At 33.6% G+C, this 23,412-nt stretch carries 20 protein-coding genes and 1 pseudogene; 7 read left to right on the top strand and 14 right to left on the bottom strand.

Annotation, left to right across the window (positions count from 1 at the left end; genetic code table 11):
* Nucleotides 1-17 precede the first annotated feature (17 nt).
* Entirely contained in the window at nt 18-1,388 is a 1,371-nt protein-coding gene (gene mgtE / locus JM172_RS15610; protein WP_214483303.1) for a magnesium transporter, read from the bottom strand.
* A gap of 386 nt (nt 1,389-1,774) precedes the next feature.
* On the opposite strand from mgtE, the gene JM172_RS15605 reads away from it, so the two are divergent.
* Complete coding sequence (locus tag JM172_RS15605; protein WP_214483302.1) at nt 1,775-2,929, top strand: FtsW/RodA/SpoVE family cell cycle protein; 1,155 nt, start codon at nt 1,775-1,777, stop codon at nt 2,927-2,929.
* A gap of 835 nt (nt 2,930-3,764) precedes the next feature.
* The gene (gene prpE, locus JM172_RS15600; RefSeq protein WP_214483301.1) at nt 3,765-4,532 is read left to right on the top strand and encodes a bis(5'-nucleosyl)-tetraphosphatase PrpE; all 768 of its coding nucleotides are present in this window, start codon (nt 3,765-3,767) and stop codon (nt 4,530-4,532) included.
* 92 nt (nt 4,533-4,624) lie between these two features.
* Here prpE and JM172_RS15595 read toward each other — a convergent pair whose 3' ends face one another.
* From JM172_RS15595 to JM172_RS15580, 4 genes are all read right to left on the bottom strand, one after another.
* Nucleotides 4,625-5,524, bottom strand: a complete 900-nt coding sequence (locus tag JM172_RS15595; protein ID WP_214483300.1) for an RluA family pseudouridine synthase — start codon at nt 5,522-5,524, stop codon at nt 4,625-4,627.
* Nucleotides 5,525-5,531: 7 nt separating this feature from the next.
* Nucleotides 5,532-6,326, bottom strand: coding sequence for an NAD kinase (locus JM172_RS15590; protein ID WP_214483299.1), 795 nt, complete (start codon nt 6,324-6,326; stop codon nt 5,532-5,534).
* Nucleotides 6,327-6,357: 31 nt separating this feature from the next.
* Nucleotides 6,358-6,993 carry a GTP diphosphokinase gene (yjbM, locus tag JM172_RS15585; RefSeq protein WP_214483298.1) on the bottom strand — a complete coding sequence of 212 codons (636 nt, stop codon included), beginning with the start codon at nt 6,991-6,993 and terminating at the stop codon, nt 6,358-6,360.
* 95 nt (nt 6,994-7,088) lie between these two features.
* Nucleotides 7,089-7,466 carry a UPF0738 family protein gene (locus JM172_RS15580; RefSeq protein ID WP_214483297.1) on the bottom strand — a complete coding sequence of 126 codons (378 nt, stop codon included), beginning with the start codon at nt 7,464-7,466 and terminating at the stop codon, nt 7,089-7,091.
* 126 nt (nt 7,467-7,592) lie between these two features.
* On the opposite strand from JM172_RS15580, the gene JM172_RS15575 reads away from it, so the two are divergent.
* From JM172_RS15575 to JM172_RS15560, 4 genes are all read left to right on the top strand, one after another.
* Nucleotides 7,593-8,180 carry a CYTH domain-containing protein gene (locus JM172_RS15575; protein ID WP_214483296.1) on the top strand — a complete coding sequence of 196 codons (588 nt, stop codon included), beginning with the start codon at nt 7,593-7,595 and terminating at the stop codon, nt 8,178-8,180.
* A 391-nt stretch (nt 8,181-8,571) separates the two neighbouring features.
* On the top strand, nt 8,572-9,180 hold the full coding sequence (locus tag JM172_RS15570) for a lytic transglycosylase domain-containing protein (protein WP_250886701.1): 609 nt from the start codon (nt 8,572-8,574) through the stop codon (nt 9,178-9,180).
* A 367-nt stretch (nt 9,181-9,547) separates the two neighbouring features.
* Nucleotides 9,548-9,961: a globin domain-containing protein gene (locus JM172_RS15565; protein WP_214483295.1), complete on the top strand. Its 414-nt coding sequence runs from the start codon at nt 9,548-9,550 to the stop codon at nt 9,959-9,961.
* Between the two features lie 20 nt (nt 9,962-9,981).
* Complete coding sequence (locus tag JM172_RS15560) at nt 9,982-10,833, top strand: ClpXP adapter SpxH family protein (protein WP_214483375.1); 852 nt, start codon at nt 9,982-9,984, stop codon at nt 10,831-10,833.
* A gap of 1,062 nt (nt 10,834-11,895) precedes the next feature.
* On the opposite strand, the gene pepF is transcribed toward JM172_RS15560, so the two are convergent.
* The 4 genes from pepF to mecA all read right to left on the bottom strand — a co-directional run bounded on the left by pepF (nt 11,896) and on the right by mecA (nt 17,757).
* Nucleotides 11,896-13,713, bottom strand: coding sequence for an oligoendopeptidase F (pepF, locus tag JM172_RS15555; protein ID WP_214483294.1), 1,818 nt, complete (start codon nt 13,711-13,713; stop codon nt 11,896-11,898).
* A gap of 54 nt (nt 13,714-13,767) precedes the next feature.
* Entirely contained in the window at nt 13,768-14,985 is a 1,218-nt protein-coding gene (locus tag JM172_RS15550) for a competence protein CoiA (RefSeq protein WP_214483293.1), read from the bottom strand.
* Nucleotides 14,986-15,397: 412 nt separating this feature from the next.
* Nucleotides 15,398-16,909, bottom strand: a complete 1,512-nt coding sequence (gene cls / locus JM172_RS15545; protein WP_214483292.1) for a cardiolipin synthase — start codon at nt 16,907-16,909, stop codon at nt 15,398-15,400.
* A 164-nt stretch (nt 16,910-17,073) separates the two neighbouring features.
* A complete protein-coding gene (mecA, locus tag JM172_RS15540) occupies nt 17,074-17,757 on the bottom strand; it encodes an adaptor protein MecA (protein ID WP_214483291.1) in 684 nt (227 codons plus the stop codon).
* Nucleotides 17,758-18,337: 580 nt separating this feature from the next.
* Between mecA and JM172_RS15535 the strand changes: the two genes are divergently transcribed.
* Nucleotides 18,338-19,003, top strand: coding sequence for a TerC family protein (locus JM172_RS15535; protein WP_214483290.1), 666 nt, complete (start codon nt 18,338-18,340; stop codon nt 19,001-19,003).
* 371 nt (nt 19,004-19,374) lie between these two features.
* Here JM172_RS15535 and spxA read toward each other — a convergent pair whose 3' ends face one another.
* From spxA to JM172_RS24830, 5 genes and pseudogenes are all read right to left on the bottom strand, one after another.
* Nucleotides 19,375-19,773 (bottom strand): transcriptional regulator SpxA, encoded by a 399-nt coding sequence (gene spxA, locus JM172_RS15530; protein ID WP_214483288.1) that lies wholly within the window; start codon nt 19,771-19,773, stop codon nt 19,375-19,377.
* A 575-nt stretch (nt 19,774-20,348) separates the two neighbouring features.
* The gene (locus tag JM172_RS15525; RefSeq protein ID WP_214483286.1) at nt 20,349-20,537 is read right to left on the bottom strand and encodes a hypothetical protein; all 189 of its coding nucleotides are present in this window, start codon (nt 20,535-20,537) and stop codon (nt 20,349-20,351) included.
* Between the two features lie 48 nt (nt 20,538-20,585).
* Entirely contained in the window at nt 20,586-21,794 is a 1,209-nt protein-coding gene (locus JM172_RS15520) for a putative glycoside hydrolase (protein WP_250886700.1), read from the bottom strand.
* A gap of 497 nt (nt 21,795-22,291) precedes the next feature.
* Complete coding sequence (locus JM172_RS15515; protein WP_214483285.1) at nt 22,292-23,230, bottom strand: ABC transporter ATP-binding protein; 939 nt, start codon at nt 23,228-23,230, stop codon at nt 22,292-22,294.
* A gap of 6 nt (nt 23,231-23,236) precedes the next feature.
* A pseudogene (locus JM172_RS24830) lies at nt 23,237-23,412 on the bottom strand (ABC transporter ATP-binding protein); the annotation flags it as partial.

Here is a 23,412-nt window from a genome sequence, read left to right as displayed (position 1 = left end):
ATAATATTCCTGCCTTTCTAAAGTAAATAGCTCATAAATAGTGTTGCCATTCCAAAATAAATTAAAATACTTAATATGTCATTGATAGTAGTAATAAATGGACCAGATGCTACAGCTGGATCTATTTTTAACCTGTGCATAATTAAGGGGACTAATGCACCTGCAATCGTAGCTACGATCAAGGTCGCTAAAATTGAAAGTCCGACGAGAATACCTAAAAATATATTATGTTGCCAAAAATATACGATTATTGTAACAAGTACTCCACACGTAAGGCCAGTTATTAGTCCAGTTCCTGCTTCACGGATAAGTAATTTCCATTTACTCTCATGCTCATGATCTCCTGTAGCAATTCCTCTCACTGCAACCGCCAATGCTTGTGTTCCAGTATTACCCGCCATCCCTGCAATGAGCGGAATAAACATAGCTAAGATTGCAACTTGTTCAAGTGTTCTTTCAAACTTACCAATGAGGTTAGCAGTCATCATTCCTAAAAGAAGTAAAATAATTAACCAAGGTAACCTTTTACGTGCTGCAGTTAAGGGGTTTTTGTCAAAACTGTCTACGTCGGAAATAGCTGCTAATTTTGAATAATCTTCAGATGCTTCTTCATCCATTACGTCCATAATATCATCTACAGTGATAATCCCTAAAAGGTGATTTCTAAAGTCTACCACAGGTACTGCTAAAAAGTTATAGTCCTTCATCTTTTTAGCTACTTCTTCCTGATCTTCTGCTACAGAAACTGCTAGCACGCGATCATACATCATATCTCCTATCATCGTTTCATCATCAGATATAATTAAATCCCTTAATGATATGACACCTACTAATTGCTTCTCTTCATTGATCACATATACATAGTAGATCGTTTCTGCACGCGGTGCCTCTTTTTTCAAAATATGCATCGCTGAACGAACAGTTTGATTTGCATGAATAGCAATAAATTCAGTTGTCATAATACTTCCAGCTGTAGATTCTTCGTAATGAAGTAATTCTTTAATTTCTCCAGCTGACTCGTCATCCATGATCGTTAAATAGCTAGCTGCCTGATCTTTATCTATTTCATTCAACACGTCAACGGCATCATCTGCATACATTTCCGCAAGCATGTCAGCAGCAAAGTTTGGATTCATCTCGGATAATATCCGTTGATAATCTTCTTCTTCAATTTCAATGTTCTCGAAAATTGCAGCCATCTCTTTAGGTGATAAAAAACGATATAATAGCATTCTAACATTTTTGTCTAACTTCACGAAAAATTTGGCTTGATCATATGGATGTAAGTCAAAAAACTTTTCTCTAAAATATTCAATATTTTCTTCTAACAGTAACTGAATCAGCTCATTAAAGTCTCTCAACATGTCAAATTTTTTATTATCACTCATTTTAGTTAACCCCCTCTCTAGTCTAAAATCATAATCCCTTACATTTTTTAAATGTAAAATAAACCCACTTAATATCTACTACACGAAATCTTATGTATCGGAGGATGCTCAAGTTAACAAAAATTATGATAAACTAATTACACTGAATGTTATTCAGTACTTTTTTAGCAATAGCATTAACTAATTATACTTACTGTTAATAAAAGGAAAACGAGTCACTGTTCTCTTATTGAACACGTGTCACTACATCCTTACGATAACAATAAGACTTACTATTGTAACAGGAAAAAATTTTTATACACATTATACTAGCAAATGTATAGTAAAATGTCGCTAGTTATGTCAAAATATATCGAAGAGAGAATAACTAGAAGAAGGTTTATACAATGGAAAAAGAAAAGACTCAACCAAAGATAGATTATATGATTGTGTTGTTAATGATACTTTTTGTAATATATAGCTGTATTGCTATTTATAGTGCTAATTCAGCATATGTGACAAAACAAATTGTTTGGTATGTGATTGGCTTAGTAGCTATTCTTGTGACGATGATTATTGATTTTGACCGCTTCAGACAAATATCTTGGATTTTATATGGTCTTGGCATGCTTCTTCTGCTCGGCTTAGAAATTATTCCAGAAGGAGATTTTGTCAAAAATATAAATGGAGCAACAAGTTGGTATCAGTTTCCTGGAGGGCTTGGAAGCTTTCAGCCATCTGAGGTGATGAAAATCTTCCTCATCATTCTATTAAGTCAAATTGTGTTTCGCCACAATGAAAAATATCCTATTCGGACACTTAAAGAAGACTTATTGCTGTTTATGAAAATCATGCTCATTTCGGGGCCACCTCTGCTACTTGTTATGATGCAACCCGATCTTGGTACTGCAATGGTATTATCCGCTATTATCGCATCTATTATCCTTGTATCTGGAATCAAATGGCGCTATATTGCAGCATTGTTTTTTTCAGTAATCTTAGTCATAAGTATCGTTGTTCTTATATACTTCCTAAACTTTGACTTTTTCGTCGAATATTTTTTAGGAGGAGATAGTAATTCATACACATTAGGCAGATTTTACGGATGGCTTGCTCCGTACGAATATCCTACCCAAGGGTTCCAGCTATTACAATCTTTATTGGCTATTGGATCTGGGGAGCTAGTCGGACGAGGGTATATGACTGAAGGTGTACGTATTCCTGAAGCACATACAGACTTTATTTTTGCAATTATAGCAGAAGAATTTGGTTTCATTGGTGCGTGCTTGCTAATCTCTATTTTCTTCCTGCTTATCTACCGGATCATTCATACCGCTCTAGAAAGCAATGACCCTTACGGCAGCTACCTATGTACAGGAATTATAGGCATGATTACATTTCAAGTTTTCCAAAATATTGGTATGACAATAGGCCTTTTACCAATAACAGGAATTCCTCTTCCTTTTATTAGCTATGGTGGAAGCTCCTTGCTTACCTACATGATTGCTATAGGAATAGTATTAAATGTGCGTTCGAGAACAATCAAATTTATGTTCGATTAAGATACAGGTTACTCAAAAAAGGTTGCCATTATTACTCCACTCTAGCAACATGAAGAGGTTTTTCCTGTTGGCTTGCTTTTAGGAACATAAGCTGTCATCATTATTAGCTTTAGAACTTGCGAAGACACCCCTACACAAGCGTAATATTCCGTTTGAAGGTTTTGGAGTAGAGTGAAAATCACACAAAAGCGAAGCTCATTTGAAAAGAGCTTCGCTTTTTAGTTATGGGTAGTTAGTCATTCAAACATCTAATGTTGAATGATTAACACCTCAACCAAGAGGATATTCCTTTAGCGTAGCACAAAGTTATTTTTCAATTTATTACCTAAACCAACATCACGAATCGTACTTGCACCTTTGTTGCCATAACCTATAATCCTACTGTCACATTCGCATCCTTTATTTCCAAACCATTAGTTTTACTGTCGCAACCGCCTCCTTTATTTTCTAAAACTATAGTCTTACTGTCCCATTCGCACCTTTTATTATCCAAACCAATATCATTAATGTCGTACTTGCACCTTTATCGTCATAACCTATACATTCGCATCCTTTATTGTCCAAACTAGAAGCATTTTCTGACTGACCCGTAGCTTTTTTAGCTGCTCTTATTCATTTGTGCTAGACTTTGTCATATTCGTAGCATGATGTATTTTTATATAACGTTCTGTTTGGAATAGTGAAATGCAATGTAGCTTATTATAAAAGAAGAAAAGTTCTATGATGTTTTTTCAACACACCTCGAAATTAACTCGATTATAGATGACAATTATCTGAAGAAAAAATCACATTTGAGATGGAGAGTTAAAATGCTTATTGTTAAGGAGAGTACATAATGGACATTGACGTCATTGGAGATATACATGGGTGTTATAACGAATTCAAGCTGTTAACAGAAAAACTTGGTTACATATGGTCATCTGGGGTACCATTACATCCTAATAATCGTTGCATAGCATTTGTTGGTGACATAACAGACCGAGGACCGCATTCCATTCGTATGATTAACATCGTTTATTCTTTAGTAAAAAATCAGCATTCATTTTATGTACCAGGTAATCATTGTAATAAACTGTATCGTTTCTTTTTAGGAAATAAAGTACAAGTCACCCATGGATTAGAAACAACGGTCGCTGAATATAATCAGCTTAATGTTTATGAACAACAAGATGTCAAATCTAATTTTATTGAGCTTTATGAGAATGCACCATTATATTATCAAATTAATAATAGCAAACTGATCGTTGCACATGCTGGTATCCGCGCTGATTATATTGGAAGAAACGACAAACAAGTCAAGACGTTTGTACTGTATGGAGACATAACGGGAAAGTTGAATGACGATGGGACACCAATTAGAAGAGATTGGGCTCAAAACTACAATGGAGATAGCTGGATTGTATATGGCCATACACCTGTCAAACAACCTAGAATCATTAATAAAACGATAAATATAGATACAGGTGCTGTATTTGGAGGGAGCTTAACAGCCTTTCGTTACCCTGAGATTGAAACTGTCGCTGTACAATCAACTATGCCATATATTGCTGAGAAATTTAGAACGTTTGAAGAGGATGAGCAACAAAATAATACACAATCATAATACGCTAAAATGTTACAGTTAAATCTCAAAATAGTTCTGCAATCAGGTGAAGGCTTTCTTCACCTGATTGCCCATAAGGGTAGAGTACTCTCCTACTTATCAAATTCAGTCGTAAGTGAATGCATATCATCAGGTAAATTTTTTTGAAAGACTAATTCCTTATATGTAACCGGATGACAAAATGTTAACTTGTGACAATGCAGAGCTTGCCGTTTAATATGTTGCACTGTCCCACCATATAGAGTATCTCCCTCTAATGGGTGACCAATATGCGACATATGAACCCGAATTTGGTGCGTCCTTCCGGTTTCTAAACGTAATTGTACCAATGTATAAGTAGGATACCTTCTTACTACTTGAAAATGAGTAATTGCCTTCTGTCCATCATCCCTAACTTCCCTTTCAATGATACTATTACTTTTCCTTCCAATTGGTGAAGTAATCGTTCCACTATTTAATGTCACCAACCCGTTTACTATAGCGTAGTAAACTCGTTTAATTTGTCCTAACTGTTGTTGTTGTGACAGCAAATGGTGTACATGACGATGCTTCGCTACCAAAACCAATCCAGATGTATCACGATCAAGTCTAGTGACAATGTGGACGGTAATTTGTAAGCCCTGCTCCTTATAATAGTTCAACAAACTATTTGCTAGGGATCCTTGAGGATGTTGACGTGAAGGAATAGTCGGCATATTAGGTGGTTTGTTGATAATTAACAGATACTCATCCTCATAAATAATTTCTAAAGGAATATTTTCCGCTACTATACCCTTACCAATTGGTTCTATTGGGAATACAACTACTACTTGATCACCTTGCTTTAGCCTGTAGCGAACATTCTGAGATTTTCCATTAACAATAATATCTCCACCTGCAAACTTGATATCAGTGAGTGAAGCCTTTGAAATATGTTGCTGCTTCAAAAAATCACGAATGAGCTTATAGTGATCTTTTTCAGAAATTATCCATTGTAATTTAAAGTTTTTCAAATTGTAGTCATTCCTTAACAAATGAATCACGAACACGCTTCCAAAATGGAAACGGTCGAAAGCGAGCAAACCTTATTTTCTCATGAGCAACCCGATATTGTATGGATTTAACCTCTTTATGAAGTAGTGTTAAATGATCTATAGTGATTTGAAAATCCACATCATTTACGGGCTTAAACAAGCATGTATGGTGCCCTGGCAATATTAAAGGTGAGCCAATCGTACGAAACACTCTATTGTTAATAGAAGCCATCTCAGCTACTTGTATAGCCTCTAATGATGGATGTAAAATAGCACCGCCTAGTGCTTTATTATATGCTGTACTGCCTGACGGCGTTGAAACACATAACCCATCACCTCTAAATGTCTCGAAATGCTGACCTTTTATTTCCACGTCCATTACAAGAGACCCCTCAACACTCTTTACAGTACATTCATTTAGGGCTAAATACCTTTGTTCCTTAGCTCCATCTAAGTAACGAATAATTACTTCTAATATTGGGTACTCAATCACTTGATAAGGTGTTTTTGCAATAGCTATAACAAGCTTTTCAATTTCATCTGGAACCCAATCCGCATAAAAACCTAAATGACCTGTATGAACACCTACAAATGCAGTTTTATCGAGTCTGCTTTTATAACGATGGAAAGCATACAATAGCGTACCATCTCCACCTACAGAAACGACTATATCTGGCCGATCCTCATCATATACTAGATCAAAATCTAATAAGTATGTTTTCATTTTATGCATTAATGTATTTGATGTAGTGTCACCTTTTGAAGTTACAGCAAATTTCATTATCAACATCCCTTTTCAAGTAATCAAATGATTAATCTGAATCATGTACTTCCTTTTTCTTAGTAAAGAATGCTTGTGCCTCTTGAATTTCTTCACGGATTAAGGACATCTCCTCATCTAATCTATATGCTGCCTCAGCAGCACTCTTTAAACGAAGCTGGATGTCCTCTGGAAATTGACCGCGATATTTATAATTGAGTGAATGCTCTATTGTAGCCCAGAAATTCATCGCTAATGTTCGTATTTGTATTTCAATAAGAATTTGTTTTTCACCTTTAATCGTTTGCACAGGGTATCGAATAACTACATGATGAGAGCGGTATCCACTCTCTTTATTTTGATTTATATAGTCTCTCTCTTCAATAATTTCAAAATCATTGCGCTTTTGTAACATTTCTACAACTATTTTAATATCATCAACAAATTGACACATAATTCTTAATCCAGCGATATCTTGCATTTCCTCACTTAAGTTACTGAGAGGAATATTTTTTTTTGCTGCTTTATCTAATATACTCGCAATTGGCTTTACACGCCCTGTTACAAATTCAACAACTGAATGCTCAGAATGCATAACAAACTGCGAGCGCATTCCTTTAAGTTTTACTTTTAACTCCTCGACTGCTTGACGATAAGGAGCTAAAAACACGTCCCAATGTTCACCCATATTAAACACCACCATCTACTCTTACGCTGAAAGATTTAGCTCTTTATATATATGTAACAGTATAAAAATCTTTGAGGTTTAACTATGTAACCTAATCAGTTAGTTAAAAATATTTCCTCCACTTTACTAACCATTTCGTCACCATAGTTTGTATTTCCTTCAATATTATTAATTAAGTACTCTAACTCTTCTTTCATATTTTCAAGTTGAAGACGTTGATTCCCCACCTGTAAAACAGCTTGGTAATTATGTAAGAGAAGCTGCTTTAACCCTTTCCAACAAGCATGTGGAATCTCTATATAAACATACTCTTCATCACATTCAATGATATAAATAAAGGCAGTCTGATCTGAATCAACAAGCATTTGCTTCGTATCTTTTCCTTTTGTAATATTAATACTTGTATCATTTGAGCATAGTTGTATGATTTGCTCATTTATTTTGTAACTAGTTATCGTAATTATTTTTCGCATGATGCTCTCCTTCTATAGTGAATGTTGGTTTTATTTTATCACACTCTTGTATATGAAGATAATAATTGCGATTGTCATAAATTAAAGAGATAATGTAATGATACAGGTAGAAGGGACGTATTCAAAGTGACTCAAGAAATTGAAATTGAATTTAAAAATATTTTGACGAAAATTGAATTTAACAACATGCTAAATGCTTTTTCAATAAACAATACACATTTCAAATCCCAGGTAAACTATTATTTCGATACAAACGATTTTGCGCTTAAAAGTAAAGCTTCTGCATTGAGAATCCGTTTAAAAGAAAACGAATATATGCTAACATTAAAGCAGCCAGCCCAAGTCGGCTTACTTGAGACACATCAACCGCTTACAGATGAACAAGCACAACGATTGCTTCGCAACGATTTTTCCATAAATGGAGAGGTTCTTCAGCAATTAAAAAAACTTCATGTTCCAATTAACGAAATAAAGTATTTTGGTTCACTTTCTACAAATAGAGCCGAAATAATATATGAGGGTGGAACGCTAGTTTTTGACCATAGTCATTATTTAACAATAGATGATTACGAAATTGAATATGAAGTAAGAAATTACGAAACTGGATTTGCTACATTTCAAAAACTGTTAAGTAAATTTCAAATTCCTGTACGTAAAACAGAAAATAAAATTCAAAGATTTTATAATTATAAGATTAACAAAGAAGAAAGTTGACAATGAAAATGTTCATTTCATAAATACATAAGGTTGATTTCGAATAAATTGTTGCTTACCTAAGAGCTCACTGTGAATATAGCTAACATTTGGGGGCATCTTTTCTGCTCTAATGGTTATAACAGTTATATAATGACTTCACTTGCTCAATTATAAATGAAAAAAAGCAACAAAGTTTACGGAAAGAGCCATACATAACAAAGAAAAAAAATGAACGAAATGATACCATAGACAAATCAACTAACTTTTGTCACCTCATATTCAATCATTTATATTCTCACAATGTGGCTGATTGGATTTAGCGTTAAAAAAGGACATGCGATCTGTTCACTTTAATAACGTAAGCAACATATTAAAACTTCCTCGTATTTTAGAAAGATAGGTGATTAAATTGAGTATTGATCGTTTAAAAGTTATGATGGAGCTTCAGGCATTGAAAAATTTTCAAGTAAGCTCATCACAAACATCATTAAATGAGTCTCTATTTAAAGAGCTTTTAAATGAATATTTAGTGGATTCAAGTGCTCCAGCAAATGTTTCAGTCCAAAATAGTCAATTAACAACACAAGCATATGCTCAACAACAGCTAAACGGAAGTATCGCAAGTGACAATAGCACTCCAAAAACATATGATGAGATCGTAAATAATGCTGCACAAAAATATAATATTGATCCAAAGTTAATTTTGGCTGTGATAAAGACAGAGTCCAACTTTAACCCAAATGCAGTTAGTCGAGCAGGGGCAACTGGTTTAATGCAATTAATGCCTCCTACAGCTAAGGCGTTAGGTGTTACAAATTTATATGATCCGGAAGAGAATATTGCAGCTGGGACGAAATATTTACGTGATATGCTTAATAGATACGATAACGATCTTGAATTGGCTCTAGCTGCATATAATGCTGGCCCAGGAAATGTAGATAAGTTTGAAGGTATCCCACCATTTAAAGAAACGCAAAACTATGTTAAAAAAGTAACTAATACATATCACTCATTATAAAATTAAAGTGTTTTTTTCTATTATTAATAGCTAAAAACCTTGATAGTACCTCCTTTAATCAGGATGGTATTTTTTTGTGTACGAATTTCAGTGCTCTTTATTTGAGATAACTGTTATAGATTGCTAAAATAAACATACATTTACTAAGTTTTATATAAGCGTAAAGTCCTTAGTCCTCCAAAAGTACTATAAGGAATAAGAGACATCATTGGAAAAAAAAAAATAAAGATGCTTAACCCTTACAAGTGTTGTAGTGCCTTTTCGACTTATGATGAAAATCTTTTTGTCTTCAGTCGAAAAGGTGTAACAATGAGAGAGGTTAGAACTTAGAAATAATCTATTCTACAATAAAAAAGGAGTAGTCAACATGACCGATAAGATGTTAACACCATTTGTCGCAATAGGTGGCGAACAATTCATTGATAAGCTAGTAGATGAGTTCTATCTCCGAGTGAAGCAACATGCTGAGTTGGCTCCTATCTTTCCTAACGACTTAACCGAAACTGCACGTAAACAAAAACAGTTTTTAACACAATATTTAGGTGGACCAAACCATTATACGACTGAGCATGGTCACCCGATGCTACGTGCCCGACATATGCCATTTGAAATTACACCAACTAGAGCAAGAGCATGGTTACAATGCATGAAAGAAGCAATGGATGCAGTAAACCTTAACGGTCCTGTGCGTGAAGAGTTTTATAACAGATTAGTATTAACTGCCCAACATATGATTAACACACCTGATCAAGGAACAGAGACGAAAGGGGTTTCATTTTGAAAAAGCAACAATCAAGTAATATGCAAAACCATACCTTAAGCTCTCATACACCACAAAGAAAGCCATTAGAATTATACATGTTTGTTGATCCGCTTTGTTCTGATTGTTGGGGTCTTGAACCAATCGTAAAAAAATTAATAATTGAATATGGACGTTTTTTTTCATTGCGTCATATAGTTAGTGGAAAATTAGAAACTTTACAACTTAGAAGAAAGAAAAGCCATGAAAATATGGCTATGGTTTGGGAAAGGGCAGCAAGCAGAAGTGGAATGTCATGCGACGGAACAATATGGATGGAAGATCCAATTTCAACACCCTATGCAGTCTCAGTTGCGATTAAAGCAGCAGAGCTTCAAGGTCGAAAATCAGGGAACCGATTTCTAAGAAAAGTACAAGAAGTGCTATTTTTAGAAAAGCAAAACATTTCTAACGAAGAAGTTTTAATTGAATGTGCAAAAGATGTAGGACTTGATGTTGACGAATTTATTAAAGATATTCACTCACCAAGTGCTGCAAGAGCACTACAATGTGACTTGAAAATTACTTCGGAAATGGATGTACAGGAAATACCTACACTCATCCTATTTAATGAACATGTGGAAGATGAAGGGTTAAAAATATCTGGGTGCTATTCTTATGATGTTTATGTGCAGGTCATTCAAGATATGCTCGGTAGAAAAGTGCAAGCAGACCCAGTTCCTCCACTTGAAGTGTTTTTACAGCATTTTAGGTTTGTAGCAACAAAAGAAATATCTGTTGTCTACGATATGTCTTGTAATGACGTAGAACGAGAGATGAAAAAACTTGCATTGCAAAAAAAGGTTGAAAGAGTTCCTGTAAAATACGGGACGTTCTGGAGATATATCCAGTAGCTTCATCACTTTATTAGGGCTGTTCTCCTAAACTTTGTTGCTATTATTCCTAACTTAGAGAATTAAGATGTCCATTTGCGTAACACTCTGCGTTTTGCAGAATAAAGGTAGAGATAAACGATAAGTGACAATGTATTCAAAAATAGCCTTGTAGAAAGAGTCTGACCAATCATGTGTAAGACTCTTTTTCTTTACGTTATTATTATTAAGAAATATACATTGATTGTTTCTTTTCCAACATATATCGATAATGGTAAGTCAATAGTATTACGATTAGCCTGGTGTTTGTATGAATTATTTTTACTCATTCATTGTCCAAACCATATAACCCAACATATATACACACATTGTTCTTGTACTTGGACACCTAGTTAACAAAATTGTAGCAACGCTTTTCACATAGTGACGTTATTACTGAGATAATAACCGAATACAAAAAGTATTCTTAGCATTTTTTCTTACATTTATAGTAGTTAAGTTTACGAAGAGAGACAAATAAAAAAAGCTTAGTAAGCATAAACTAAGCTTTTTTCATGTATGTCTAAAGACAACAAAGGGGATGGGAGAAATTTTCACGGTCAAACAAGGGGTATTGTTTGTTTGTGATTAACTTCACAAGTATAATATAACAGATGAATGAAACAATGGCAACAATTCTGCTCACCCTTTCACAATTTTGTCATACATTACACTTATCCATCATACAATATACATTATAACTACTCGTACCACATTCCAAATATCATTATATTAACGGACAGAAAGGTTGATGGTATGAAACTTGTCGTTGTACTATTTAGTATTTTTTTTATAGTTGCTTTAGCTATACAAATACTTGGGTTAATGCAAATTATTCCGATCTATATTAGCTCTCCTTTACTTTTTATTACTATCTTAAGTTTCATAATCTATCTTAACGATCGTAATCGCTTTCGTGGAGTTTAACTAACTACACCACTTCACATCATTAATAATATAAGTGCGTGCAACCCTCTTATCCATCAGAGCTTGTTGAACAATAAAAAGGAATGGGGATTCCGGGATTCCCATTCCTTTTTCGAGTTATTTTGTTAATAGCTGTTCCATTTCATTCAACTTCTCTTCAAAAACTTGACAAGCTTCTTTAACTGGAGTTGATGAAGTCATGTCAACTCCAGCTTTTTTCAATACTTCAATTGGATAATCTGAACTACCCGCTTTCAAAAAGTCCATATATCTATCCACAGCTGGTTGACCTTCATCAAGGATTTGTTTACTCAAGGCAGTAGCAGCACTGAATCCAGTAGCGTATTGGAATACATAGTAATTGTAATAGAAATGAGGGATTCTTGACCACTCAAGACCGATTTCTTCATCAATGACAAGATCATTTCCAAAATACTTTTTATTTAAATCATAATAAGTCGTTGTTAATAATTCGGCTGTTAACGCTTCACCTGCTTGCGCTTTTTGATGAATAAGATGTTCATATTCAGCAAACATCGTCTGACGGAATACCGTACCACGGAAGCCTTCTAAATAATGATTTAATAAATACAGACGTTTTTGTTCATCATCTATTGTTTTCAATAAATAGTCATTAAGTAGCGCCTCATTACAAGTTGATGCTACTTCAGCTACAAAGATTGAGTAATTTCCATATGGGTATGGCTGGAATTTTCGAGTGTAGTAGCTATGCGCTGAGTGACCAAACTCATGCGCAAGTGTAAATAAGTTATTAACATTATCTTGCCAGTTCATTAGAATATATGGGTTTGTACCATATGTCCCTGATGAATATGCCCCACTTCGTTTGCCTTTAGTTTCATGAACATCTACCCATCGATTATCTAGCCCTTCTTTAATCACGGCTAAGTAATCCTCACCTAACGGAGTAAGACCTTTCATTAAATAATCCTTGGCTTCCTTGTAGGTTACCTCCATTTTCACGTCTTTTACAAGTGGTGTATATAAATCATACATATGAAGTTGATCAACACCTAACAGCTTTTTACGTAAAGAAATGTATTTATGCAATAAAGGAAGGTGATCATTTACTGTATCCACTAAATTATCATAAACTGATTCAGGTATATTATTAGCACTTAATGCTGCATGACGAGCTGACTCATAATTTCTCACTCTTGCATTAAAATTATCCTTCTTCACAGCTCCACTTAATGTACTAGCAAATGTGTTTTTATATTTACCATATGTATCATAAACAGCTTTAAATGCATTTTCTCTAACTTGACGATCTTCGCTCTCTAGGAAGCGTATATAACGTCCATGTGTTACTTCAACCTCATCCCCATTCTCATCTTTTATAGTTGGGAATGTAAGGTCGGCATTGTTAAGCATCCCAAACGTATTACTAGAAGATGCCATCACTTCAGATGCTTGGGCTAACAAAGCTTCTTCACTAGAAGACAGCACATGTGGTCGTTGACGCGTAATATCATCCAATGCCTTCTTATATAACGTTAATTCTTCTTTATTATCTAAAAACTCTTTAAGCTGACTCTCTTCCATGGCAAGGATTTCTGGAACTACATATGATAAAGCGCTAGAAGCTTGTGTGTACAGATTTTTTGCTCTGTCATCTAAACCTTGATAGAAAGAGTTCGTTGTATCTTGATCATAACGCATATGTGCATAAGAATAAAGCTTGCTAAGTCGCATCGTTATTTCATCTTGTAGTTGTAATAAATCATATAAAACTTCTGCAGAATCTGCTAGTTTTCCATTATATTTTTGGACATTTGGAATAAGTGCCTTCACTGCATTAAATTCATTTTCCCACACTTCATCAGATGCAAAAATATCTTCTAATTTCCATGTATCTTCAATACTTATTTCATCTCTTGTAGGTATTTTCTTCACTGCTGCCTGTTCGGACATCGTATAGCCTCCTTAAATTCACAGTTCTAAATTGTTTGAACAATTCATATATAACTATTTATTATTATATGATAGTAACTTATTCATTATATCATAATCCAATAAAACTGCATCTTCAGAAGATTTAGGTAGCGTAAATTCTTTTTTTACTTTAAACCCTTGATGTTTAATTTTTTTTATCACTTGTAATTTCTCTAATAAAAGCAAATATTCTCTAATAGCATTAGCATAATGTGAGTTTGTCACTAAAGGTAATGTTCTAATCGATATTTTATTATTAGTGATTCGTAGGTTCACACAATTAAGTATGTCAGCGAATGTGAAAGTTCCCCCATTACTTTTCATAAGAATATCAACATATATATAAGCTTGCCAAACAATCGGTGGTGTCTCAAACCAATAGGAATAATTAGTAGGTATACCAACTTCCGCTGGAATTAGGCTCGGTGGGATTTTTTTTTCATACAATACATGAAGTAGTTTTTCGAGGTCTTTTGAAGGATAAACCGTACAATATAAACGCCAATACTTCTTTTTATAGGCCCAATTTTCATAAAGTGTTTTCCCATGAAAACCTTTTGATTTAAGCAACTGATAAAATGTACTTGAATGAAGTGGAAGAGAAACTATACCAGAGAGAACTTCAGTTGAAGAGAAGAAAAGTGGATTTTCGTTAAGATAAAACCGCCGTTTATACGGACAAAAGTATATGATCTTGCCATAACGCCCATATAGATCTTGAATAAATAATGATTGAAACTGAGATATCTTCATGCACCGAGAAGTTATTTTCATAAAGCTAGCTGCTAATATCCAAACTGGAATAATACCATATTTTTTATAAGCCGCTGTTCGTTTGGCAAAAAGTTCAGTACTAATCGTAGAACATTGAAACTCAATCGCATATACATGATGATTGTCTCTAATAATTAAATCAGGTCGCTGTTTTATGTTGCTTATATAATGCTCTAGCTTGATAGAAAATGATTGTTTTTTTAACCATTCATATATCTCACTTTTCCCTTCCATATGATACTGAGATTCTGGTTCAATCGAAAATTTACAATTCTCCTTCGTTTGATGTGCAAAGTGAAATATTCTTTTCGTTCCAAGCTTAAGGTACATCATTTCGCCACAAGATGGACAATAAAAGCTTTCGTCTCTTTTTAGAATTTCAAGCTCCTTCCGCGTCCAGTTTTCAACTAATGATACTTGTTTATTATTACTTAATTTTGCGACTAACACATTGTCACCACCCTTTCTATTTGTCATTCAACTAAAATAGCAAAATCCCTTTAGACTATTTACAAAAACTTTGGTGCTAATGATATTTAATTAAAATTGCTAGCACTTATGATAGACAATTGTCAGCGATTTAAAAAATAATTGTTACTGATCGCAAGTTATAAGTTGTTTTACCGTAGCTCGGTGTTAACCTTTTATTTGTATCGGTATATATCTCATTGCCTAATGTATTAGGCTACTATCGGATTAATTGTTGCTTTTCATAATAAGAGCTAAACATGCTTAATAATCGGTTAGGGCATCTTTTCTTCTCTAAAAAACTATAAAAACCATATAATCCACATCAGTTACTCAAATAAAAGCAATAAAGTTTACGAATAAGAGCCTAAATAAAAAAGGGTCTAAACGCAAAGTTTGACCCTCAAAAAAGATATCCTTGTTATAATAGTGGCGACAACAATCGTGCAGTTGACTCATATAAACGAACCCAAATTGGCCTGGTACTAAATTGCTCCTCAGTAATAATATCAGAATGTGCGATGTCATGAATAAAATCATTTGTTAATGCTCGAATACTATTTGTTCGATATAAGAATGCGTTCACTTCAAAATTCAAATGAAAACTTCTCATATCCATATTTGATGTTCCAATTGAGGCAATTTCATCATCCACAATTAGAATCTTACTATGCATAAAGCCTTTTTTGTATTCATATATTTTCGCCCCTGCTTCTAACAGCTCAGGGAAATACGAACGGGATGCATAAAATACAATCTTTTTATCTGGACGTTTAGGCATCAATATTCTTACATCAATTCCGCTTAAAGCAGCAACTTTTAACGCTGTGAAAATATCTTCATCAGGAATAAAGTAAGGCGTTGCAATCCAAACAGATTTTTCTGCGGAAATGATCATAGAAAAAAAGAGCTGCTTTATGATTTCCCATTCGTTATCTGGTCCACCAGCAATTAATTGAACACCGCCCAAGTTCTCTTTATCAATTAACTGTGGAGACAAATAGCTTGGAGTTAACAACTTTTGTCCAGTCATATAGTACCAATCCTGTAAAAAAATCAATTGTAGAGTCCGTACTGATTCACCTTGAACAGCTAAGTGTGTATCTCTCCAAAAACCAAAATAAGAATCTTTACCTAAATATTCATCACCAATATTTAGACCACCTACGAAACCTATTGTTCCATCAATCACTACTATTTTTCGATGATTACGGAAGTTAATTTTGTGGTTTAGAATGGGTAATTTAACTGGAAAAAAAGGAATCATCTCCACCCCAGCTTTTCTCAATTCTTCAATATAGCTTCTTGAAAGTTTCCAGCAGCCAACTGCATCATATAAAAAGCGTACTTGAACGCCATGTTGTGCTCGCTCAATCAAAATATCTTTGATTTGCTGCCCAATGTCATCATGCCTTACGATGTAATATTCAAGGTGTATATGATGTGTCGCCCCTCTTAATGCCTCTAAAATATGAGAAAATGTTTCCTCACCATTTGTAAGCACTTTCGTTTCTGTTGAAAAAGATATTGGGCTTTTACCTAAATTCTGTGCAAGGCGGAAAAGAAGCTGTTGATGCTCCCCCATATGAGTTATTTTTTCCTCACTCCAATATGGTCCACCTTCAATTTTTAAATATGTCTGTTCATCCAACAACGCTTTTTTAGCAAATAACTTACGCTTGCGAAAATTACGACCAAATATTATGTAAAAAATAAAACCTAACAACGGAACACTACCTAAAATGATAAGCCATGTTAATGTTGCTGTTGGATTTCTATTTTCTAAGAAAATAACAAAACCAATGAAAATAACTGATAAACTAATAATTAAACTAGCCGCTCCTAGAATCCAGCCTTCCCAATATTGTTTTGTAACATAAAATAAGATAACTATAATAAATGAAAATACTAAAACCTGTAATGTTTTTTTCATTCCCCACACCGCCTCATACTACAGTTCTTCAATCCTAAGTTAGCAAAATTAATTAAAATTTGCCCACACTAACGTGGGCAAAAGTCCAATTGCATTACTGCATTTAATAACACTCACAAGTATTTTAATAAAGCCGATTTCACTATTTCAGAAATCGGCTTTTATTATCTTGATGGGAAATGATTAGCTATAACCGTCATTGCATCTTCTTTAATGATTTCGTTTCCGTACTCTTCTAGTCGATGAATTGTCACTGTTGTTTCTTGCCCATACTCTAACAACAAGCTTATAATAGCGTCCAATTCATCCCCTATCATGTTTTCTTCATTAAATTCAACATATAAATAATATTGTCCTTCGAATGAAAATAATCGATTCTTGAATGGTGATCCATCTATTCGATGTGACAATGAGATAATATGTTCAAAATCATCAAACCTAAGTAAAAATTCGAGTTGTTCATCATCTACTTGGTTAACATTTTGATTATAATCATCCTTAGCTGGGCTAAATTGTTGATCAAGTAACTCTTCTATTTTCTCATCAACAGGTAATTCCTTTATTCGATCTTCTGATAAAGGAATCTCATACCGATTCCCATCCTTAGAAAGTTGAGCTTTTGTTACGAGTACCTCAAGCCCTTTATCCAATGCTTGGACTTGTATCCATAACGGACCTTCCACCACAAAGTCTTCTTCTTGATGAATTTCATCCATCATTTCCCAAAAAAGTTCTTCACTTCTTTCACGATTATACCATATTTCATCACGGTCAAATCCTCTTTCTTCAATATCTAAATATGAAATATAAAATTTTACAGTATTCTCATTTATTCGTTCAATTTCCATATAATTAACTCCCTTCCATAGGATGTTTTTGAAGGGACTTATTTACCCCCGTGATACACTTTTTCACGATTATAATCATTCTTGTACTTTTATTTTATGACAAATACAAAAGGAATGGAAATAAAAAATACCGATTATTTAAAAACCATCTACTGCCCAATAAGAGCAGACAAAAAGCCTATTTAAACTTAATTAGTCTCTTTTTTATGGACTTGTAGTTAGTTTATCAACATAGCAATGTATCGTCCTTATTCTTTCCATCGAACCTTCTAGAGCGAGATCATTTATATCACGTAATACTATATAAAATGTCGTTTTTTAAAGATGGCCATATATTTGTTATTTACTCGTCATAATGATGAATGTTGCTTACTATACTTGTACTATTAATAAAAAAAGCTGCTTTCGCATTTTTTTATTATGCTACCTAAAAAATAATCACAATATAACCATCTTTGCACCAAACACTAAGATTTCATTAATCTAGTTTAACAGTCGTCATTTAGTAAAAGAATCAGCTAAGTTTACAACAAAGCCATAAAAAAGATAGCGCTATTATTTAGTTAACAGGAGGACGAGAATGGATTTTGATTACGTAATTACAATCATGATGATTATTGGAATTGACATCGTATTAGGCGGTGATAATGCTGTTGTCATTGCCTTAGCAACAAGAAATCTTCCTGAAGCTAAAAGGAATAAAGCTATCTTTATTGGTACTACCTTTGCTATTATTGTTCGTGTTTGTTTAACTATTATTGCAGCTTTATTAATGACTATCCCGTTATTGTACATGATTGGTGGAATATTACTTCTCAGGATTGCTTATCAATTACTCGTGTCAGAGAGCCAAGATCAAGCAACACTTAAAGCGAGTACTTCTTTATATATTGCTATTCGGACAATTGTCTTTGCAGATATTATAATGGGTTTAGACAATGTAATTGCAATAGCTGGAGCCTCACAAGGACATTTGCCACTCGTAATAATTGGTGTGTTAATCTCTGTTCCAATTATTATTTGGGGCAGTAAACTAATACTATACATAATGGATCAATACCCTATTATTATCTATATAGGAGCAAGTATTTTAGCATTTACTGCCGGAAGAATGATTACACATGAATTATATTTTACACAATTTTTTAACCACTATAATTACGCAAAAATCATTATACCATATATTTGCATTTTACTTGTAATTACAGGTGGATATATTAGTAATCGGATCAGAGTAGTTCGTTAAACGGCACAAGACTTTTAAATTAACTAAATCATGATAAGCCTTGTTTGGTCTTGTTAATAAAAACTTGAAATTAAATTCGCCACTCATACATCCACAATTCGCAACTTTATTTCTGTTATTAGCATCTTACGAAAACCAACAAGCTATTCGCTAAAAATCTCAGCCAATGCTATGGCTGCAAATGTTAAAATTTTAATAAATACGTACACAACTGGAGTTCGTGAAGTATTTTCTTCTTTAAAACGATGACACACATAAACAACCAATAGTTGCGTTTTGCTATATTGTTATTAATAGCAGAAAATTTTGCGAAAAGAACCTAAGCTAAAAAACTTCTACATCGAGATGTAGAAGTTTTTTTATATTCCAGATTATTGGTTTACTAATTTTTGCGCTTCTTTCAATTGAAAAGTTCTAACTTTACGCGGTAAAAATCTTCTAATTTCATCTTCGTTGTAACCTACTTGAAGTCTTTTCTCGTCAATGATAATCGGTCTTCGTAACAATCCAGGATTTTCACGAATAAGACTATACAATTCATTCAATGGTAAAGTATCAACATTAACATTTAATTTTTGAAAAGTTTTTGATCTTGTAGATATGATTTCATCTGTTCCTTCTTCTGTCATTCTTAAAATCTCTTTAATTTCTTCGATAGTTAGAGATTCTGAAAATATATTTCGTTCTTTAAATGAAATATCGTGTTCCTCTAACCAAGATCTTGCTTTGCGACAGGAAGTACAACTTGGTGATGAATATAAAGTTACCATTGTTTCTTCACTCCCATAATTTATGTGGATAGAAAGCTCACATAAGAAATAATTTCATAAATTAAAAGTTACCAAAAGTTCAGTATATCTGATAAGAGAATGTTAACGAATTGTACGAGCAAACATGTTGTAACATAAACAATGCTTCAGCTTATATTCTCCACCTTTTGATACTCTCTAAAATGTTATACGTAAATAAACACAAAAAGTTTCAAAAAAAGAAAAAAAAATCTAAATTGAAATAAATCTAAATAAGTAATGTCTATTGATAATTATACAATAAATATATATAGAAAGATATACTTTTTTCAATTAATTATGTGTAAAAAAACCCAGCGACAGCTAGGTTTTTTCTTATATATATTTTATTTTAGTGTAATTTTCTATAAGATGTAATTTGTATTTAATGGTATTGAATCTTTTTGAGCAGGACTGTTTTCTCATTGACAGTATTGAAAATAAGAATTTAAAACGCATACAACTATTTCGCAGCACCTTTCTTACATTAACGATGTTATACATTCGTAAAAACTACTTTGCTTCATTGTACATATAGGGAAAAGTCTCCTGTTAAATTAATTTCGCTTTCCTCCAACACTTCTCCAACCGACTTGTGTATTTGCAGATTGATTAAAAGATTCAGCTTTCTTTCTTCCTCCGAAAAACTTTTCACCAATACCATTTAACATGACTCCCATCATAGCAGTAATACCAATGATTAGTACAGCCACTATAGCAAAATCAGTAAAATAATCAATAACCATTCCAATACCTCCATTGATATATTTCTAACGACCTTCACAAGTAATTTCCTAGTTCAACGGGGTATAATCTACATTTTCTGTATAGGAGTTACCTGCATTCCAAAGTAAAAATTCTTTTACACCATTTTCATTCAAAGCTCTAATTTGATCCTCTACTTCAGTTTTGCCATATGGTTTATAGTTACCATTTCCTAACCAAGAAGCAGTAAAATCTTGGAGCCAAGGTCTAGAGATAGGACTATTAGCTAATTCCTTTAATTTCTCAGCTTCAACCTTAATATATTCTGTAACCAGTTTATATGGCTCTAAATCAGGCTTTTGAATACCAAAATATGTTGTCCAATGACTAGGATAAATCATAGACGAAATAACGTCAACATTTGCTGATATTTTAGAAAAGTTTTGCCCTATCCCAGGAGCTTCAGGCAATGTTGCTGTATAACCAAAAATATCCACCGATACTTTTACGCCATATGGCTTAAGCTTTTCTTTTGCATAGGCAACAAAATCTGTAACTGATTGAACACGTTTTTGAACATTATCTATATCCTTGCTTGCATATTCTCCCATACTGTACGATAAAATTGAATCACGTTTTTCAAATCCTTCTGGAAATCTCACATAATCGAATTGAATTTCTTGAAAACCTAGCTTTGCTGCTTCAATTGCTATACCGACATTATAATCCCAAACTTCTTTTATGAATGGGTTAACGAACGATTCGCCCCGTCTATTTGTCCAAATATTATTTTCTTCAATAAATGACCATTCAGGATATTTATTCGCAAGGACACTGTCTTTAAATACGACAATCCGAGCAATTGGATATATTTTCTTTTCTTCTAGTGTCTTTAACATTTCTACAGGGTCTTTAATATAGTTTTTTCCAATTTCTTTATATGGTTGGTTTTCTGGTATGTATGTCATATTGCCATAATCATCTTTTATGTCTATTACCATTGCATTTAAATCCGATGAATCAACTAAATTAACTAAAGAACCAAATTTATCCCCACCCGCTGAATGGCCTGTCACATAAATCCCTCTTACTGCGTCTGGGTATTCAAAGGACAACCCAGAATCATACATGTATCGAGGTAGCTGTTCAGGTAGGCTCTTTTTCTTTACAACTGACCTTTTTATAACGTGATTACTTACCGAAGTTGACTCTACTTGCTTAGCATACCCATCTGTACCAAACAAAAAGAACAACATACTAGCAGTTATAAGTGTAATAAAATATCCCTTTATATTCATAAATCAGTGTTCCCCCAACTAAGATGAATTAAGTTAATTATAAATCAAATAACTAATTTTTGGGGTAATGTTTATCAAATTCTTTTATTTTTTTGGCTATTTTATGGTTGTAATTCGAGCATTTTAGACAAAGCCATATAATTAACCCCAACAAACTTATTATGATGAATGGTTTATCTAGCTGTTTATATTTGAGTATGACAAAATATTGCGTTTATTAGAAAATAGGACAGCTAGAAGGTAATATCCAACTTACAAGTATAAAACTAGCAGTAAAGGACAAGAAGTGTTAATTACTTAGGCTTGTTTCGCATTAATTGTTGCTTCGCGTACTAAGAAATAAATACGTATACACCAAGCATTCATGACATCTTTTCTTCTCTAAAGACTACAAACACATTAGACACATCAATTACTCAAATGTAAGTTAAAAAAGCAACATAATATACAAAAGAGCCTAAAAAAAGAAGATCCCTTAAAAAAGAGATCTATCGTTACTATTTCCGTTCTTCTTTATAACGTTTGTATTCAGACTCTGAGCAATAGACAAAATGGCCTGGTTTAATTTCTCTCATTGCAGGAGCTTCAGTATCATAATTATGCTGCAAAGGGTCATAAATTATTCTGTTACGAGAGCGCTCATGTTCTGGGTCAGGCAATGGAATTGCCGATAACAATGATTTCGTATAAGGATGAATTGGGTCGTTATAGAGCTCATCACTGCTTGCTAATTCAACAATTTTCCCACGATACATTACACCAATTCGATCGCTAATATACTTGACCATCGAAAGATCATGCGCAATAAATAAATATGTCAAACCTTTTTCTTTTTGCAACTGTTTCATCAAGTTCACAACTTGAGCTTGAATAGAAACATCCAAAGCTGAAATAGGCTCGTCTGCAATGATAAATTCTGGGTCTACTGCTAGTGCCCTTGCAATCCCTATACGTTGTCTTTGTCCGCCACTGAATTCATGGGGATATCGACTCGCATGCTCTCGATTAAGTCCAACAATTTCTAGCAATTCATGGACTCTATTCATTCGATCTTGCTTAGAAGAAGCGAGACCATGAATATCAATTCCTTCTGCTATAATGTCAGATACTTTCATCCGTGGGTTAAGTGACGCATATGGATCCTGAAAGATCATCTGCATTTTTCTATTAAAAGATTTTAATTCCTTTTTGGACTTCTTCCCGTGGACATTCTCCCCACCAAAAATAACTTTGCCATCAGTTGCATCATATAAACGAATGACCGTTCTTCCTGTAGTAGATTTTCCACAACCTGATTCTCCAACTAAGCCAAACGTTTCACCTTTATATATATCAAAGGAAATACCATCAACAGCTTTTACTGTGTTTTCTTTACTAACTTTAAAATGCTGTTTAAGATCTTGAATTTCCAACAATTTTTCTCTTCTATTCGTCATTTTCATTTACCCTCTTTCATGTCTGCGTTTGAAAGATTCATATTGCTTTTTCATACGCTGCACTATTTCAGGTGGCTCAACTTTCGGTGCGCTTTCATGTAATAACCATGTTTTTGCATAGTGAGTATTTGATACTTTAAACATCGGGGGTTCCATTTCAAAATCAATTTTCAGCGCGTATT

It is taken from the genome of Bacillus sp. SM2101, from assembly GCF_018588585.1.
GTDB lineage: Bacteria > Bacillota > Bacilli > Bacillales > SM2101 > Nanhaiella > Nanhaiella sioensis.
The sequence above is the reverse complement of the archived record's forward strand: the minus strand, read 5'-3'. Positions and strand labels throughout refer to the sequence as shown.